The 16,087-nt window shown below is 41.8% G+C and carries 17 protein-coding genes and 1 pseudogene; 6 read left to right on the top strand and 12 right to left on the bottom strand.

Features of this window, described 5'->3' with window-relative positions:
• Nucleotides 1–11 precede the first annotated feature (11 nt).
• The 10 genes from GTH32_RS05080 to GTH32_RS05035 form a co-directional block, all read right to left on the bottom strand.
• Nucleotides 12–2,960: a TonB-dependent receptor gene (locus GTH32_RS05080; RefSeq protein ID WP_163084163.1), complete on the bottom strand. Its 2,949-nt coding sequence runs from the start codon at nucleotides 2,958–2,960 to the stop codon at nucleotides 12–14.
• Between the two features lie 9 nt (nucleotides 2,961–2,969).
• Nucleotides 2,970–3,992 (bottom strand): FecR family protein, encoded by a 1,023-nt coding sequence (locus GTH32_RS05075; protein ID WP_163084162.1) that lies wholly within the window; start codon nucleotides 3,990–3,992, stop codon nucleotides 2,970–2,972.
• A 22-nt stretch (nucleotides 3,993–4,014) separates the two neighbouring features.
• Entirely contained in the window at nucleotides 4,015–4,542 is a 528-nt protein-coding gene (locus tag GTH32_RS05070; protein WP_163084161.1) for an RNA polymerase sigma factor, read from the bottom strand.
• A gap of 309 nt (nucleotides 4,543–4,851) precedes the next feature.
• On the bottom strand, nucleotides 4,852–5,229 hold the full coding sequence (locus tag GTH32_RS05065) for a hypothetical protein (protein ID WP_163084160.1): 378 nt from the start codon (nucleotides 5,227–5,229) through the stop codon (nucleotides 4,852–4,854).
• Between the two features lie 106 nt (nucleotides 5,230–5,335).
• Entirely contained in the window at nucleotides 5,336–5,521 is a 186-nt protein-coding gene (locus tag GTH32_RS05060) for a hypothetical protein (protein ID WP_163084159.1), read from the bottom strand.
• Nucleotides 5,522–5,608: 87 nt separating this feature from the next.
• Nucleotides 5,609–6,064: a nuclear transport factor 2 family protein gene (locus GTH32_RS05055; RefSeq protein ID WP_163084158.1), complete on the bottom strand. Its 456-nt coding sequence runs from the start codon at nucleotides 6,062–6,064 to the stop codon at nucleotides 5,609–5,611.
• 129 nt (nucleotides 6,065–6,193) lie between these two features.
• Nucleotides 6,194–6,748, bottom strand: a complete 555-nt coding sequence (locus GTH32_RS05050) for a type II secretion system protein GspG (RefSeq protein ID WP_163084157.1) — start codon at nucleotides 6,746–6,748, stop codon at nucleotides 6,194–6,196.
• A gap of 146 nt (nucleotides 6,749–6,894) precedes the next feature.
• On the bottom strand, nucleotides 6,895–7,383 hold the full coding sequence (locus GTH32_RS05045; protein WP_343033388.1) for a GNAT family N-acetyltransferase: 489 nt from the start codon (nucleotides 7,381–7,383) through the stop codon (nucleotides 6,895–6,897).
• A 145-nt stretch (nucleotides 7,384–7,528) separates the two neighbouring features.
• On the bottom strand, nucleotides 7,529–8,623 hold the full coding sequence (locus tag GTH32_RS05040) for an FG-GAP repeat domain-containing protein (RefSeq protein ID WP_246223147.1): 1,095 nt from the start codon (nucleotides 8,621–8,623) through the stop codon (nucleotides 7,529–7,531).
• Nucleotides 8,624–8,757: 134 nt separating this feature from the next.
• Entirely contained in the window at nucleotides 8,758–9,153 is a 396-nt protein-coding gene (locus GTH32_RS05035; RefSeq protein ID WP_163084156.1) for a hypothetical protein, read from the bottom strand.
• A gap of 143 nt (nucleotides 9,154–9,296) precedes the next feature.
• On the opposite strand from GTH32_RS05035, the pseudogene GTH32_RS05030 reads away from it, so the two are divergent.
• The 6 genes and pseudogenes from GTH32_RS05030 to GTH32_RS05005 all read left to right on the top strand — a co-directional run.
• Nucleotides 9,297–9,614, top strand: a pseudogene (locus tag GTH32_RS05030) (IS4 family transposase); the annotation flags it as partial.
• A 285-nt stretch (nucleotides 9,615–9,899) separates the two neighbouring features.
• On the top strand, nucleotides 9,900–11,363 hold the full coding sequence (locus GTH32_RS05025; protein ID WP_163084155.1) for an alpha/beta hydrolase family protein: 1,464 nt from the start codon (nucleotides 9,900–9,902) through the stop codon (nucleotides 11,361–11,363).
• A complete protein-coding gene (locus tag GTH32_RS05020; protein WP_163084154.1) occupies nucleotides 11,360–12,388 on the top strand; it encodes a sensor histidine kinase in 1,029 nt (342 codons plus the stop codon). Before GTH32_RS05025 ends, GTH32_RS05020 begins: the two co-directional genes overlap by 4 nt.
• Nucleotides 12,385–13,131: a LytR/AlgR family response regulator transcription factor gene (locus GTH32_RS05015; RefSeq protein WP_163084153.1), complete on the top strand. Its 747-nt coding sequence runs from the start codon at nucleotides 12,385–12,387 to the stop codon at nucleotides 13,129–13,131. The genes GTH32_RS05020 and GTH32_RS05015 overlap by 4 nt, the downstream gene beginning before the upstream one ends.
• 624 nt (nucleotides 13,132–13,755) lie before the next feature.
• Complete coding sequence (locus GTH32_RS05010; RefSeq protein WP_163084152.1) at nucleotides 13,756–14,040, top strand: type II toxin-antitoxin system TacA family antitoxin; 285 nt, start codon at nucleotides 13,756–13,758, stop codon at nucleotides 14,038–14,040.
• A complete protein-coding gene (locus GTH32_RS05005) occupies nucleotides 14,037–14,318 on the top strand; it encodes a type II toxin-antitoxin system RelE/ParE family toxin (RefSeq protein ID WP_163084151.1) in 282 nt (93 codons plus the stop codon). Before GTH32_RS05010 ends, GTH32_RS05005 begins: the two co-directional genes overlap by 4 nt.
• Nucleotides 14,319–14,379: 61 nt before the next feature.
• On the opposite strand, the gene GTH32_RS05000 is transcribed toward GTH32_RS05005, so the two are convergent.
• Complete coding sequence (locus GTH32_RS05000) at nucleotides 14,380–15,339, bottom strand: DUF4350 domain-containing protein (RefSeq protein WP_163084150.1); 960 nt, start codon at nucleotides 15,337–15,339, stop codon at nucleotides 14,380–14,382.
• A gap of 155 nt (nucleotides 15,340–15,494) precedes the next feature.
• Nucleotides 15,495–15,902 carry a hypothetical protein gene (locus tag GTH32_RS04995; protein WP_163084149.1) on the bottom strand — a complete coding sequence of 136 codons (408 nt, stop codon included), beginning with the start codon at nucleotides 15,900–15,902 and terminating at the stop codon, nucleotides 15,495–15,497.
• Between the last annotated feature and the right edge of the window lie 185 nt (nucleotides 15,903–16,087).

Below are 16,087 nucleotides of genomic sequence, written 5' to 3'. Positions count from 1 at the left end.
TTGTTGTTTGGTTAGAAGCGATAAGCTAAAGACAATGAATAATTGCGACCACTGACAGTGGTATTATAAGGGCGCTGCGTGGAATCAGAATATTGAATTTCTCGTTCGTTCGTTAGGTTTGTTGCTTCCATGCGTATCTCTACATTATCCGTCATCTGATACGCTATAACCCCATCAAGATAAAGACTGGGTAAAAAACCTGTTTCGTCTTCATCAACTAACGTGCCTTCATCTACTCTTGCGATATAACTATCTCTATAGGTTGCCGATAACCTAAAGCTAAAAGAATAGCCCTCAAGGTAAGCGGTAACGTTCGCTAGAACGGGGGATAAATATGGAAGCGGTTTCTTCTCTAAACGCGCCCCCGTTGTTTCGTTGTAATACTGCCTACGTCCAAAGGTGTAGCTGGCATTCGCTACAATGCCAATGTGGTATATGTCAAAGCGTGAGGATAATTTGTCGAGTGGCCATTCAAATTGCGCGCTTCCCTCTATTCCATAAAGGAAAAATGTTTGCTGATTATGAGGCGCAACTACGTTTATTTCAGGCTGGGCATAAGCCTTTGGCAGTAAGTTAGCAAAAGGTGTTGCCAGTGTGTCGACAGCGTGGGTCTGACTTCGCGCAACAATACTGTTTTTAATCCATTTGCCAAAAAGGTTTGTTGAGAAACGTGCAACATCGCCCGGATAGGCCTCGATGCTTACGTCAAAATTGTAGGCAGTAATAGGCTTAAGGGCATCGTTATAAACGCTAAGTACGCTTTCTTCCTCGATATACCTAATGGAACGGGTCAGTACATCTAGTTCTGGATACCCTATGGTTTTACTTATGCCTAGGCGCACAACGTTGTGATTAGTGCGGTAATTTACGGTTACCGCAGGCAGTAACGCCAGGTTATTTAGTGAGTATGTTGCGTTAATAGGCGCCTGAAGGATGCTTACGGTAGCGGTATCGTATTCAGCCCTAAGGCCTGTATGTAGCGACCAATTAGTGCCTTGTAATTGCTGCTGGAAAAACACTGAAAAGCGTTCTTCTTTAACAACGTTGTTCTCGGCTCTGTCTTCTGGGTATGAAAGCAACAGCGCTTCTACCGACGTTGGCGTAGTGTAAAACTGAAACACCTTTTGAGGGTTAAGCGCCAGCCAATTTAGCTTTTGATGATGAGTAAAAGGGTATGCCGAATTAAGCGGCACATCTTCTTTCCTTAACGCCCACTCATCGATAAAAATATCCTGAATATCTGTGTATTCCGTTTTACTTTCAAACTGCACAAAATCTGCACCTATGTGCCAGTCTCTATTGTCGTTGTTGGTAAAACGAAGGATTTCTTTAGCGTAAATGAAATTAGAAGACGATGCGTAATTCTCTGAGTCGAGTTCATTCATTTGCCACATGTCTGGCTGGGTTAAGTCTTCAGAATAAGTGATGTTTGGAAAGTAATAGTCTTGGCGATAATCAATAGTAATATCACTTTGGCCTCGCATATAAGCACGAATACTTTTTGGCATTGTGTAGGTGGAATGTTGAATACCAAGTACACTTTCACTGGATAAATAGTTAGAGAAGGTATGTTGAGCGTTCAATACTGCCTGCTGAAACAAGGTAGAGACAGTTTGCAACCTATTTTCAGTGCCCACCCGCGCATTGGTATATTTCGCATATACTAATTCGTCTCTATCATTGGCCTGAGCATCAATTACCGCCGTTTCTCCTGCAATAGCGGGGGTAGATTGAAAACCTCTAGGATACAAATGGTTTTCTTGTCTTGTGCTATTTAAGCGGCCATAAATCCAATCAAGGGTTACATGACTGTTGTCATCTACATACTCAAGGGCAGCGCCCAGCCCTACTCTTTGCATATCGCCGCGCCATACGGAATACCTATTCCCTCTGGGAACCCTAAGCGTTTGATCTTGCCATCTATTTAATATTTCGCTATCTAATAAACTCGTGTCTAGGCCAAGGGGCAAAAGCTTACGCCAACGAAACGTGTTCGCCCCTTGTTCTTGATAATTTCTATTTCCGTAGCTTAGCGACACCAACGCCCCCCAATTGTCTTCACTTGAGGAGAGCGTAAACGAGGTTCTGTTTGAGGGATCCTTAGCATATTGGTTTGTGTCTATTTGATGGGCAATGCTCCACTGGAGGCCCGGGGTATCAAACGGTTTGGCTGTTCTAAGCGCCGCGATACCCGCAATGCCTCCGGTGGGCATGTCGGCAGAGTAGCTTTTGTGAACTTTTATTTGGTTAAATAGCTCGGAGGTAAATAAGTTAAGGTCGAAGGAGCGATCTCTATCACGCTGTGTACGGCTATCCATTGGGGAGTCGTTATTTGACAAGACAGGCATGCCATTTATTGTTACCAAGGTATAGTCGGGGTTTAATCCGCGCAGCACCACCTGCCTGCCTTCACCCGCCTCGCGGGTAATACTCATACCAGGAATTCGCTGCATAGACTCGGCTAAATTTCTGTCGGGATAACGCGCAATATCTTGCGCCACGATAATATCGGTAACACGGCTTTCTTCACGTTTTCCTTGTCTGGATAAATTTAGTGAGCCCCGTATTCCATTTACCTTAATCTCTTCAATCTCTTCAATCTCTTCAATCTCTTTAGTTTCAGTTTGCTTTTCGCGTACACCAATAACAATACCTCCACTGCTTAGCGTAAAAGTAAGGTTACTTTTTTCTAGTAAGTGGCTAAGTGCTTGTTCTAGTGTAAAAGTGCCAGAGAGCGACGGGGAGGTTTTGTTTTTCAGTAAAAGGGGAGACACCACGTACGCGGTGTTAAAGCGCTCTGCGATACGTTGTATATTGTCTTTAAGCGGCGCTGACGGAATGACAATGTTTTTTTTATCGTTTGTATTTAATTCGGCCCCACAAACTGCAGGGCTCAGTAAACCAATAAGCACTATAGGCAGAGAGGCTTCACAGTATTTGTTAAAGACTCTGTCTAACATAAGTGATAACTACTCTGCTTGCCGAATCACATATCTCGACTCTAATTCTTCAATAGCAAGCCCTGTCGCCAATGAAATTAGCTCTACCGACTCGTATGTACTGCGCAGGTTGAACCTTCCTGAAATAGAAACGGCAGGGTCGCCTAGATACGCTAGGGGCTTTTTCGAATAACGGTTAAGCCGCGTGATTAAGTGGCCGATTGGCTCATCTTCAATCTCTATCCACCCTGTTCGCCAACTGGGTAGCTGCTGTGGATGGAAGCTGGAAGTTTTTTGTATAACCCCATCAACCAAAGACGCTTGCTCTCCTTTATGCAGCAAAACTAATCTATCGGCTTCAACCCTTACAATTCCCTCATACACTTTGATTTGAGTAGACGCCCCTACCCTGTCAACGTCAAACGCAGTTCCTACCACTGTGATAGTGGCAGATTCAACATCCACCACAAAGGGTCGTTCTGGCCCATGCATTACATCGAAATAAGCTTGCCCTTTGGCTAATTTAACCTCTCTTTTTTCATCATTGTAGGCCACCCTAATTTGGCTATTCCCACTTTGATAAACCACAGAGCCATCGTTTAAGATATTGGTTTTTTCTTGCGCTATGCTGGTGGTAAAAACTTCGGGGCCATTACTCGCGGTAACGGGAGGCACGCTAGCAAACGAACTGTTGCCTGCAGAACTGTTGGAATTAAAGTAACCACCTGAAAAATAAAACGCGAAAATAACCAAAGAAGCCGCCGTGGCGAGAGAAATATACGTGTTGAAGCGGTTAGGTTTTTTAGCCGGTTTCTTAAACGATTGATTTTGTTCTAACGCCTTAGACAGCGCGTGTACGCGCGCATGAACTTCTGGCTGTCCCATGGCAGATGCAATTTTTTTGAAAGCAAGTTTATTCGTATCGCTAGTTAGCCACGTGGCGAATTCTTGATGCTCTTTTGGCGTAAGCTCATCCATACGATCAAACCAATCAGCAGCCTCATCTAATGCACTCGCTGTCATGTCGTTGTTTCCACTTATTCTGCTTTCCATTCTCTTTCAACAGCTACCTACATTAGTGCTCATCAATCCAACCCGCCTCTTCTAGCCTAACGGTAATTTCTACCATCGCCCTTGTTAGGTGTTTCTTAACTACTTCCACGCTCACTTCTAACCTTGTCGCTATTTCATCGCGAGATAACCCGTCTACCCGTCTAAGCAAAAAAATGTCTCTGCGTAGCGCAGACATGCCGGAAAGAATATCATCAACCAAGGCGAGTTTTTGCTGGTTTAAGTAAACACTGTCAGGCGAAGCACTATCAGAGTGTAAACTAACCTCATCGATATCTACGGCCTGGGGCGTGGTTTTTTTCTGAAAGTCGTAAAGTACCGATTTAGAAACAGTGATCATGTATGCAAGCGGCGATTCCAATTCTGATAGTTTTTTACTTCGTTTAGTACGCAGCACTGTTTCTTGAAAAATATCGTCTACTTGGTTTTTATCAGCCGACAAACTTCGGATAAAGGTTTTTAGTGATGTGAGTAAGTGCTCTGCATCTGTTCCTTCTAACTCATCCCAATTTAAATCTGCTGTTTGCTTCATTTTCAATAAACGTGCTGGAAACCCATTGAAAAATACTAGGCTTTTTGTATGACAGTAAAATTTCAAACCTACAAAAAGCCCGTTTTCTTACCAGCAATTCGTAACGCCGAGCAATCTAGGCTACAAAAAACGACTCTCTACTATTATAAAGACGCTATTTATCGAAAATGGGGACATGGTATTTCACTACCCCTGAGGTCTAGGCGCAACCTGTCAAAGCATACAACTCAACTTTATAACGGTCATAAAACTCCCTTATAGCTTCTTGTTGGCGTTCCCACGAGCAGCGCGAGTGCATTGAGTGTTTTGTTATACACCGCAGTTAATAAACCCCAAATACATTAGTACAGAGCCACTCAAAATAGCGAAAACACCGATTGGACGAAACCAGACACCAATTTTGGATGTTAATATGGCAAAACGTTTATGTTCTGTGGAGCCAACTACAACTAAAAAGATGCTAGCACAGCAAATAACGATACCCAGTACTAATAATAACAACGAATGAGTGGAATATTTCGACTGCCAAATGAGTAATAGTCCGACAATAAGACGACTAGCAATCTCAAAGCTGTGGAACCAAGATTTACTACTGAACTTTGCAATGCCATTTGAAAACGCCATTGGTTTAATGAGCATGATGCCACCGAAAACAAACATACCTAAACCAAATAGAGCTAAAATCATTCAAACATTCCGTGGCCTATAACGCGTAACATAGGGGAATTTTAGAGCGCGTTTGGCCGAAGGCCAGCGAGTCTAATTCCCTTCATGATGTTTTTGCTATGGGCCATCAACCTGATGACTCTACCAAAATAGTATATGACGATATAAACCCTAAGAAGTTAGTGTTTGCCGAAATAAAAACGATAGCCCAGCCATCATTTTCCATTTCAGTTATCTGCGCATTCAATAAATCTAGATCAGGGCTTTCATGCCACCATTTTTTAGTCTTAGAAAACAGAACAACTTTTCTCATTCGATATATCCTTTTACGCGAATTTTACTTGGCATATAACACCCTCATAAGCTTGCGAGCGAGCGTATTGTTTTGTTATACCTTACACTATTTTTCATATTTCCGAATAATTGCAATTTTGCCGTCTTCGATTTCCAAAACGTCCATCGTTGTGTAATGTAATTTTACGAGTTCATTAGTTTGGGGGTGCACTCCCTTGCTAGATGTAGTGTATGTCATGGCAATTGCATTATGAGCGGGAATAACTTGCTTTAAGATAGCTTCATATTCCGAATGAGAGCCCAAATAAAACAACATCCCTTTGCGTATACTTTCTTTGCCGTCAGGTAATCGCGAATCATCTGAGTCGTAGGGCAAGTGTTGGTGGGCGACATCGGCCTTAAGAAAAGACAGGTAGTGCTCTACGTCTTTTTCAGTAGCATCGGGAGACTGAGTTGCTGCCCATGCTGAAAAATACCTATTACCGAGTTCGGATAAGTCTGTGTCTGCTATTGCGGTAAGAGACCAGAATAAGGTGACTAAAGAAAGTGTCCATCTTTTCATAAAAACCTCCACTGTTTAAATTAGGTATAACTTTTCAATAACGGGCGCAGACATGTGGGGCATAATGGCGAAGCGACAGAGCTAACCTGTTACTGTCGCAGCGCTCCCGCTAACAAGTTAATGGGTTTGTTATAAACCACTTTGAATTTGATAGTCAGCAATAAGTCCCACATTTTCTATTGGTGTAGGTAGCACGTCGTCCGCAGTGTTAATTATTCCATCTCGACCGTATGCTCGAATATGGTATGAGCTTTCATCAATTAATTTGTAGAAGTACAAACTGCCTTCCCCATTAACTAGCGTAGCATCATGCAGAAATACTAACGAATTTTCAGGTAGAGATGCTTGGAGAACCTCTAGCGTCTCAGGGTATGTCCCATTCTGAACTTTATAAAACTCGATTGCTTGCACAGCGCTTGTTAGTTGAGTTTTGGCCATCTCTTTTCTAAGGTCATCGTATACTCCCCCCTCCTGTACAAAACCAAAATAGCCCAAAGCGCTGTATAAAATAATTGTGAATACTATACCGCATAGACCCACTATTTTGAGTTTGGTGTGCTTAATCGCAAAACCCCATATGATTGCAACTAGACCAAACAAAACACCGATTAAAGGAATAAATGACATTCCGCCAATAACGTATGCTAAGCATCCAACTGGCTTTTTTTCTTCTTGATTTTCCATACTACCTCAATACTTCTTGTGGCTTATCTATAGCGCCGCATTAAGGTGTGATGCACGCTTGGCTATACTTGAACGAAGCGAAAATGCCACGCGTAAGGAATCCCGCTTAAATGCTTTGTTATATTCATAGCCTATTGATTAAAAAGTTATTCTACCGTTTTCATTGGTAAAAACATACGAATATGCTCATTGTTAAGTTTGATTTCCATTGGCTGATAGGCCAAACCTGCCGACTCACCTGCTTCGCCTTTGCATTCAAACCCGTACTTCTCATAGGCGGAAACTGAAGATAATGATGCACTGACGGTGACAATCTCAACCTTCGCGTGTTTCAGAGCTGATGAAAGCAACTTCCTTCCAATTCCTTTTTTTTGATGTTCAGGACTAATAAAAAGCATTGCAACATGACGACCTTCCTTTAACTCGATCACGCCATCAATTTTTTCATTGTTTTCATAAACCAGCATCAAGTTGTCTCCCTTCATCCTGTCAAGAAAAGCACTACTCGCCGCAATTTTCGAAAAAGTTGAAATCCCTTCCTCCGACAATGTGTCTGCAACAGATCGGAAAAACGAAGCCATACAAGTTGCGCTTACATCTTCAATATCTTTCTCTTCCATTTTTCTGACAATCACCGAAACCTCCCAAAAAACTTAACGCCCGCAAAAAGGGCAGTAAAACGTATGCTAAAATTGGAACGAAGTGACAGAGCCTACGTGTTGCTGTCTCAGCGAACTTGTGAGCGTTTTTAATGCGTTTGTTATACGGCGGCTATCTAATTTATTGACTTACATACACAACTGCTAATTTGCTGTCACCATCAGCAATTATAAGATCACTTTTACCATCTTTATTGAGATCAGTTAATGCTACTCCCCACGGATTAGGAATGCTTGCATGCCGAAATTTATAACTTTTAATTGTCGCTTTGCTGCCAATAATAGCGAGTAGCTCACCAGACCAATTACTGATCAAAGCATCCTCTATCCCGTCTCCATTAATATCGCCAATCGCTATTTGTTTAGCGCCTGAAGCAACATTGATTACAGTTTTTTTATTCTCTTGAAAGTTACCACGCCCATCTCCGGGGAAAATAGATAAAGAAGTACCGTTAGTTACCACAACTAAATCTAATTCACTATCGTCAGTCAGATCAGCCAATTCAACTGTAAATGGAGACTCGGGCTGCTCCAGCTTTGTTAATGAAAATGATGCTTCAATCGAGCCTGAGTTAACAGCTATACCAATATCACGCTGATTTGGTGTAACCAAATCGAAAGCGCCATCACCATTTATATCGTTTACCGCAAATCCTCGATATGGATCTCCTCCCACGTTGACAATATTGCCTGGTGCTTTAAATTTTCCTTTAGCAAGCCCCTTCAAAACTAGCAACCCTTCGTTTTCACGGCTGTCAATAATCAGTTCTTCAATATTATCGCCATCAAGATCTTTCAATTGAACTGCATGTGGATGAGGCTTGATCCCGATATTTAAAGGTGATTGAGGAGCCTTATTGACGCCTCCTTTTCCATCCCCAAAAAGCAAGGTAACGTAAGATGTTTCGTGGTTTGCGATAGCAAAGTCAATATTTCCATCGTTGTTAATATCAGATACCGCTATACCTGTTGGGTTTTCTCCCACGGGAAAGCGATTCAATTCGGATAAATTACCCCTTCCATCTCCCTGATAAATAACAATGTTATCGTCTGAATAATTAGCGACAACAACATCCGTATTACCATCAGAATTGACATCACACACTGATATTGACGGCTGACCCGCCCCTACGTTAAATAATGTGGGCGAGAAAGTCATGTTTCCAATATCAACTGTTTCCGCCTGAGAAATACAACTTAGTAAACCTAAGAACAAAGAAGGAAGCTTTAAAACACTTTTTTATTGCTCATGTTGCCACCTGTTTACGATTAGCCGTATAACACCGCAATAAAAGGCGAGCGGTAGCGAGTCCAACCCACGCTTTTTGTAGGCGATTTTTGATTGGCCTGTTATGAGTTTTTGCCATCTTTAACATACAGAACTAACAACACCGCTACGTAGCTTGCTATTGCACCTGTTTGCAGCCAATAAGGCATAGTGGGTTGCCCTGCTGTCAAAACGGAGCTTAAAGCAGAAGAAACATTTACCGCGCCTAAGCCGATGACTGTTAGCGCCAACACAACAATTGCCGTTAATGCGACGTCACGATGTTTTGACGCTGAATAGAACAAGCCAACATATGCACATACGGCAAACGAGATAATTTTATCTTGGTATGCGTAGAACGGTGTATCGTAGTACACGAATAGTATTGGCAGCTTGATACCAAAGAAATGCGCAATAGCCATACATACGAAATAGGCAGAACCAGCCAGGAAAGCATATCTTGTAATCTTTGAATTCATTTTTGATTCCTAATTCTTAGAAGACTTATAACGCCCCACTCTAACGAATCCCCTTATAGATTAAAGCAGGTTCAATAATATAGACACGCATGGCGCAATTTGATCTAATTCATTTCGCCAAAAAAATACCAGAACAAAACACCATGTGTGATATATCTATCTTACATGATTTACTTAAAAATCAATGCCCTAATTTACATCAAAAACGTCTATCCTCTTTAATGGTTGCTGTGCAATCGTTGCTTGATGGGCAGCAACTGTCGCTTACCGAGTTGGGCCGAAATATCACTGGGGCCGTTGCCGCTAAGCACAACATTAAACGGATTGACCGGCTGCTTGGTAATCATGCATTGCACAACGAGAGATTCGATATTTATCGCTGGCATGCAAGGCTCCTCTGCGGGGCGAATCCAATGCCAATAATACTCATTGACTGGTCTGATGTGCGAGAGCAAATGCGCCATTAACTAAACATGACAGGCATAATTCGAAAACAGCTTTACCTTTCCAAAGGTGCCTGTCTTGTTTAGCCTTTTCCTTAGCAGGAGAGTAGCATACAGATTATTGCTCGCTTATTAACGTATTTTGAGCGCGCACTTTACTAACAGAAGCATTTCAACACTATTTCGATAGCCCCACCCTCGCTATATTACCGTTCACACGATTTATTTACCGCTTATATAAAAAAGCCACTGCCTAATTGTCATAAACGTAAGCTGGCCCTACTTAAATAAGAGGAAATAAAAATGAAATCATACTTACAGTTAACTATTGCTACTATCTTCGCCAGCAGCCTGATGATCAACTGTCATGCAGCTAATCATCAGGAACTCACTGATACAACTAACCCCAAAAGCATAAGTAGCACCGTTAATTCAGCCACTTCAGCTTCAGCGGCATCTCAAAATAATGAAAGCTTTAGTCGCGGAAAATTTATTGGTCACTGGAAAGGGAAACTCAGTGTTAGCAAAAACCAAAGTATTGAATTTGTGTTTAACATAGAGAACTCAGAAAGTGGGTTGGTAGCCACTTTAGATGTTCCAGCTCAAAACCAGTTTGGCCTTCAATTCGACAGTGTTTCGCAAATAGGAAATGGCATTACGTTAGTATTAAATGCCGCAGGGATACATTACGAAGGTACATTGGAAGAAAACACAATACAAGGCGTATACCAGCAAGGTAGCTTTAGCGCGCCCGTTGACTTGGTTAAAACCCAAGCGAAAGTTACCCGCCAAGCCAAACCTCAAGATCCAAGCCCAACACCTCGCTATACGGTAGAACAGGTTAGCTTTGCTAATGAAAAAGAGGGGCATATGTTAGCCGGCACATTGTTTGTACCCCAACGGCCTTTTACTCATACCGCTATTATTCTTTCTGGCTCAGGGCCTACCCAAAGAGACGGTGATATTGTTGGGCACAAACTGTACGCCGTATTAGCTGATTTGCTCACTAAAAAGGGGATTGCAGTGCTAAGATTCGACGATAGAGGCGTTGGTGAATCGGGCGGGCAGTATGCTACCGCCACCAGCGAAGACTTTGCTAATGATGCTAACGCTGCACTTAACTTTTTAAAACACCATGAACCAGTGGCTTCAAGTAAAATAGGCTACATCGGCCACAGTGAAGGCAGTTTAATCGCGGCTATCGCGTTGGCGAATAAAAAAAATACTTCTGCCGACTTTTTTATCTCACTTGCTGGGCCCGGCACAACTGGGGGTGAGGTATTAATCGACCAATCTTACCTGATTCAAAAGATGCGAGGTGTGCCCAGTAGTGAACTTGAGAAAGACGATAAACTACAACGTAAACTGATACAGGCTGTAGCGCAAAATAATGCTAACGAAGATATAAAGGCTCTAATGACATCTGCAGGTATACCCGCTTCTCAGCAAGATGCACAATTGTCTCAGTTGACGTCTGTATGGATGCAATACTTTATCAAAACCGACCCGAAGAATTACCTTCAAAAGTTATCTCTTCCCGTATTCGCGGTTCATGGTGCCAAAGATTTACAAGTTCCTGTTCGTCAAAACATCGATGGATTTATGCAATCTATTAATAAACAATGGCTAACGTATAAAATTTACCCTAACCTAAACCACTTATTGCAACCCGCAGACAAAGGATTACCAGAAGAGTATGCTGCGATTAGCACCACTGTGTCTCCAGAAGTCGTTGAGGATATAAGCCTTTGGCTAGCACAACAATGAAACAGACCATAAGCTTTTGGCTGTTCCAAATAGGCATTTGGGGCAGCTTAACCTCATTCAACTTATTGGCCCGAGGTTACTTTACCCACTACAAATTGGGCGAGTTGGTAAACTCTTTAAGCTTGTTTGTTGCACTTCTTGCAGCCAGTAGTTTTCTTAAAATGTTTTATCGCGACCAGGTTTCAGCTTCCATTCCCAAAGGGGTTGGACAAGCAATACTAGGTAGTGCTGCAGCGTCATGTATTGCTATATTTATTGTTGGCTTAATCTTACTGCCTAATCAACAATATTTGTTTGGCGAAGTGGGCAGCTTACCTATACTCCAACTAGTCGCTTCTTTCCCTACTATTTTCATTTTCTTGCTCTGTTGGTCAGCGGTTTACTTACTTCTAAAACGTCAACAATCGTTAAAGCTAGCGTATCGACGTGAGGCCGAATTACGCCAAGCGTTAGCGTCAAGCCAGATGGACTTGTTAATTAATCAGCTCAATCCTCACTTTATGTTCAACGTAATTAACAATATTCGAGCGCTTATTTTAGAAGACACTGATAAGGCCAGAGACAGCTTAGCGCAACTATCAGAAGTACTTAGAACTACACTGCAAACTAAGCAAGACAAAGTATGGTCTTTACCACAAGAGATTGATCTTACTAAAAGCTTTATTCAATTAAATAAGCTTCAATTTGAAAGTCGTTTAGAGGTAGTCTGGAACGTGTCTGGCAATATTGAAAAATGGCAAGTGCCTTGTTTAGCACTTCAATTGCTGGTTGAAAACGCCATCAAGCATGGCATTGGGGCACTCGTATATGGAGGCACAGTTACCATTAATATAATTGCCGATAACAATTTATCAATTGAGGTTGTTAATCCAGGAAATTTAACGCCATCTAAAGGCTCTACAAGCCTAGGTATTACTAACATTAAGCAGCGTTTGAATTTACTCTATGCCGACAGAGCATATTTCTCTTTGACAGAAAATCAGCATCAAGTGTCGGCGAAAATTGTTATCAAGGAAGATCAATGACAACCACCACGCAAACCAGAAGTTATAGTGCGATGATTGTAGAAGATTCTCGGTTGGGTCGTGTTGAGCTAAAATCTCAACTCACACAAATACCCAATATTACGCTGGTAGCCGAAGCGGAAAATTTAGCCCAAGCGAGGGATGCTTTAGCCCAGCATCATATAGACGTTATTTTTTTAGATATAAATTTACCCGACGGAAATGGATTTGATTTACTGACTGAATTGTTACCCGCCCCAAGGGTCATTTTCACCACTGCTTTTGAACAATACGCGTTAGATGCATTTGAAAATAACGCCGTAGACTATTTACTAAAACCAATAACACAAACCAGACTTGCACAAGCCTGTGAAAAATTATCTCTGAGTTTAGCGCTCGAAGAAAGTAAAGCCTCAACGTCTTCGCCTATGACAATGGAGGAACGCTTTTTTGTTAAAGATGGTACCCAATGCTGGCTAATTCCTTTATCTAAAGTAGAGCGTTTCGAGGCCATGGGCAATTACACACAAGTTCACTTTGAAGACAAACACCCCATGCTGAACAGAACCTTAGCACAAATTGAAAAGCGCCTACCCGACAGCCACTTCTTTCGCGTAAGCCGAAGTTTCATCGTGCAATTAGATAAGATAACTGCCGTTCAACCATGCAGCTCTGGCGCATTAGAGTTAACAATGGAAAGTGGCGCTGAAGTAGAAGTGTCCCGTAGACAAACCAGCTTATTTAAAGGCCGGTTCGCTATTTAGTGATGAGCCTTATCTGAATAAACTTAACAAGACAGGCATAGTTCGAAACCGGTAAAACAGTCCCTTAGTACACTTTATTTAATCTGAATTGCTAATCTTAACCACGCAGTTTGAAACCTGCTTTAAGCAGGCCGCTGGTGAAGGAATAAATACACTTAGGCACCTACTACTCGTACGCGCACTTCCGCTTATTCTAACCATCAACTAAAAAAACGTTTACCTACACAATTAGCGTCGAATATAGCCATCGTAAAAGCAGCTTTAACTTTCCAAATATGCCTGTCTTGTTTAGTCCTGTCTTGTTTAGTCAACTACGTTTGAATAGTGTCAGCATCAGGTTAACCGATGAATGTCTAGTGCCCCTGTGCCCGTAATAGAATACATTGCAACAGGCAGCGATCAGATCGTACTAAGAGAGCCTCTATATGTGTTTGCCGCAGGCGATGCCTGACGATGACCATGACAGATGAAGCTAGGAGGTTTAGCGCAGAGATTTGGACTGGCTGCTAACGCAGCCAGAGAAATACTATTACCTATTGACGCGAGCTAGGCTCATATATGTTAGTTGCCGTAAATTAAATAGGTGTGCTAACATCTGTGTGTACATTTCATAAGGAGTTTACCATGGATACCCGTATTCAGTTTAGAGTAGATGAAGAAACTAAACGGCTAGCTCAGACAATGGCCGAAAGCCAAGGACGCACTTTAAGTGACGCTTGTAGAGAGCTTACGGAAGAACTTGCTGAACAGCAACGAAAAATAATTAATCATGATCAGTGGCTTACTGAAGAGATTAATGCCGCGTTCAGTAAATTAGAAAGTGGGCAAAGCAAGTTCATCAGTCATGAAGAAGCGAACTTGGACATGGAAGCTCGAAAAATGAAAATTAGAAATAAAGCCAAAAAATGATCTTATGGGAAAAAAGTTCGTTGGACGATCGTGAGGCTATTTTCGAATTTTTATACGAATTTAACCCATTAGCAGCAGAAAAAACTGATGCAATAATAGAGAAGAATGTTGAAAACTTGAACCAGCAACCTCTTATGGGAGTAGAGAGAGAGGGTATACCGGGAAGATTGTTAATAATTCCAGAGGTTTTAATGATTGTTTCATATTTCATAAAAGAGGACATTATTCACATTCTTCGAGTTTTACACCAAAAGCAAAAATTTCCTGTAGGCAACTAACGCCTTGCTCACCGGCTTGTCCGGTGCAATGCTTTGTTAGCATACTTTTTGACTCGTACTGTTAAATGGCACCTGCAAGCCAACCCATAACATTTAATAGAAACTCTTCATTTTGTTCAGCACCTTTAGAAGCTAAGCCAAAGGTTTTCCCTGTTTTAGTATCTAGTTGAGATGAAAACATCATACCCTCAGCAAATACAGCTATTCGACCTTTACCGACCTCCAGTACAGCACCTTGACTCCAACCTTGCACAAGCACCCTTGCAGTATCAGCATTTACTTGAAAAGGCACATCAGGAACAATAGAATCAACACCTTCACCAAGATTTAAAAGTGAAGTCGCCTCAGGCGGAGTTTTGAAAGCTGAGCCGCCAAAGGTTCTAACCTGCTCTATACGATTAGGTTGCATAGTTATTTCTGGCATTTCAGGTGCAGCGGTAGATAGATAAAAATTTTGTTCTAGCTGTCGGGTTTTAGACGTAATGGGATGTTCACCGAGCGTCTTGTCCTTAGCACGAAACATCGCATTACCAACATGACCGTTACTAAATTCAAAGCCAAATTCACCCGCTAAATTTTCAATGACACGGGGAAAAGGAGCATGGTCTGCGATTAATAAAAGCGCTCCACCTTCCAAGACCCACTTTTTAATAATTAAAACTTCTTCATTGCTCAATGCTTCAGTATAAGGTGGATTCCAGTCTTTTCTATTTCTATCTAACGCATTGGCAATAACCAATAAATCAGCATCGTGTAGTGTGGCTAATGAAAAGCGGTTGTTATTCGGCCGAACGGTATAACCATCGCTTTCAAGAACCTGCACAAATGGGCTATATCGCCCACTTGCTGTTAGGAAATTGTTGTGTGCTTCATCTACAAATACAACCGGGCTATTGTTTTGAGAAAAAGTTTTGTGGGTATTTTTAGGTATAAAGTTTGGATCAGCTTGTTGAGGGCTATCGGAACACGCTAACAGCGCAGTCAAAAATACCCCAAGAAAACTTACCTTAAAAAATGTCATTTATTATTTCCATTTAGTTTTACAGCCCGAAACTACAATAAGTATGCTAACTTTTAAATAAGGGGCGCAAGCACGTGTGCAACAATGGCGAAGCCGCGCACGTGTTTGCGTCCCAACGAGCGGCAGCGAGTGCCATAATTTGTTTTTTATGTCCCTTACGCATACTTATCTAACTGTTTAAACAACTCATCCGCGTGTTCGATGTGAACAGGTACAAATATCTGGCCCTTTTTACCAGCATCGACAACTACTACAGGCATACCATTGCTATTACATGGAAATGCCTTTTCGATGTCTTCCATACCGAATTGTCGTTTAAACAGCCAATAATTTCTGCCGCTAATCTTATTATTATCGATGGTTATATATGAACATTTAAGCAAAAAGCTAATAGCCACACCAAAGAACAGGCTAAACAGAAAAATACCCAGATACATCAATGGAAGTTGAAGAAGGCTAATGTGCTTAAACGTTTCATCAATATCGAAAGATAGCGAAACTAAACGAATTAACATCACGATGGTAAAGCCAACAGAAATGATAATGAATAGTTGCTTGACCATGTGCCTAGCAAGCTCCTTCCATTTTACCCTATAAACCACTGATCTATCCTTGGTACACAACGTTCACATCACAGGAGGCAAAAGCAGAGCGAAGCAGCGCTTTTGATTTCCTGTGCATGTGCTTGTTATACCCTCTCGCTAATGCCTAATTACTTTTCGTCCGAGCACACCAACATAAGCAGCTA

It is taken from the genome of Alteromonas profundi (assembly GCF_010500865.1).
Lineage (GTDB): Bacteria > Pseudomonadota > Gammaproteobacteria > Enterobacterales > Alteromonadaceae > Alteromonas > Alteromonas profundi.
The sequence above is the reverse complement of the archived record's forward strand: the minus strand, read 5'-3'. Positions and strand labels throughout refer to the sequence as shown.

Excerpts from the sequence above, each read along its gene's own strand:
- GTH32_RS05080 (WP_163084163.1), bottom strand. The coding sequence starts at position 2,960 with ATGTTAGACAGAGTCTTTAACAAATACTGTGAAGCCTCTCTGCCTATA.
- GTH32_RS05075 (WP_163084162.1), bottom strand. The coding sequence starts at position 3,992 with ATGGAAAGCAGAATAAGTGGAAACAACGACATGACAGCGAGTGCATTA.
- GTH32_RS05070 (WP_163084161.1), bottom strand. The coding sequence starts at position 4,542 with ATGAAGCAAACAGCAGATTTAAATTGGGATGAGTTAGAAGGAACAGAT.
- GTH32_RS05065 (WP_163084160.1), bottom strand. The coding sequence starts at position 5,229 with ATGATTTTAGCTCTATTTGGTTTAGGTATGTTTGTTTTCGGTGGCATC.
- GTH32_RS05060 (WP_163084159.1), bottom strand. The coding sequence starts at position 5,521 with ATGAGAAAAGTTGTTCTGTTTTCTAAGACTAAAAAATGGTGGCATGAA.
- GTH32_RS05055 (WP_163084158.1), bottom strand. The coding sequence starts at position 6,064 with ATGAAAAGATGGACACTTTCTTTAGTCACCTTATTCTGGTCTCTTACC.
- GTH32_RS05050 (WP_163084157.1), bottom strand. The coding sequence starts at position 6,748 with ATGGAAAATCAAGAAGAAAAAAAGCCAGTTGGATGCTTAGCATACGTT.
- GTH32_RS05035 (WP_163084156.1), bottom strand. The coding sequence starts at position 9,153 with ATGAATTCAAAGATTACAAGATATGCTTTCCTGGCTGGTTCTGCCTAT.
- GTH32_RS05025 (WP_163084155.1), top strand. The coding sequence starts at position 9,900 with ATGAAATCATACTTACAGTTAACTATTGCTACTATCTTCGCCAGCAGC.
- GTH32_RS05020 (WP_163084154.1), top strand. The coding sequence starts at position 11,360 with ATGAAACAGACCATAAGCTTTTGGCTGTTCCAAATAGGCATTTGGGGC.
- GTH32_RS05015 (WP_163084153.1), top strand. The coding sequence starts at position 12,385 with ATGACAACCACCACGCAAACCAGAAGTTATAGTGCGATGATTGTAGAA.
- GTH32_RS05010 (WP_163084152.1), top strand. The coding sequence starts at position 13,756 with ATGGATACCCGTATTCAGTTTAGAGTAGATGAAGAAACTAAACGGCTA.
- GTH32_RS05005 (WP_163084151.1), top strand. The coding sequence starts at position 14,037 with ATGATCTTATGGGAAAAAAGTTCGTTGGACGATCGTGAGGCTATTTTC.
- GTH32_RS05000 (WP_163084150.1), bottom strand. The coding sequence starts at position 15,339 with ATGACATTTTTTAAGGTAAGTTTTCTTGGGGTATTTTTGACTGCGCTG.
- GTH32_RS04995 (WP_163084149.1), bottom strand. The coding sequence starts at position 15,902 with ATGGTCAAGCAACTATTCATTATCATTTCTGTTGGCTTTACCATCGTG.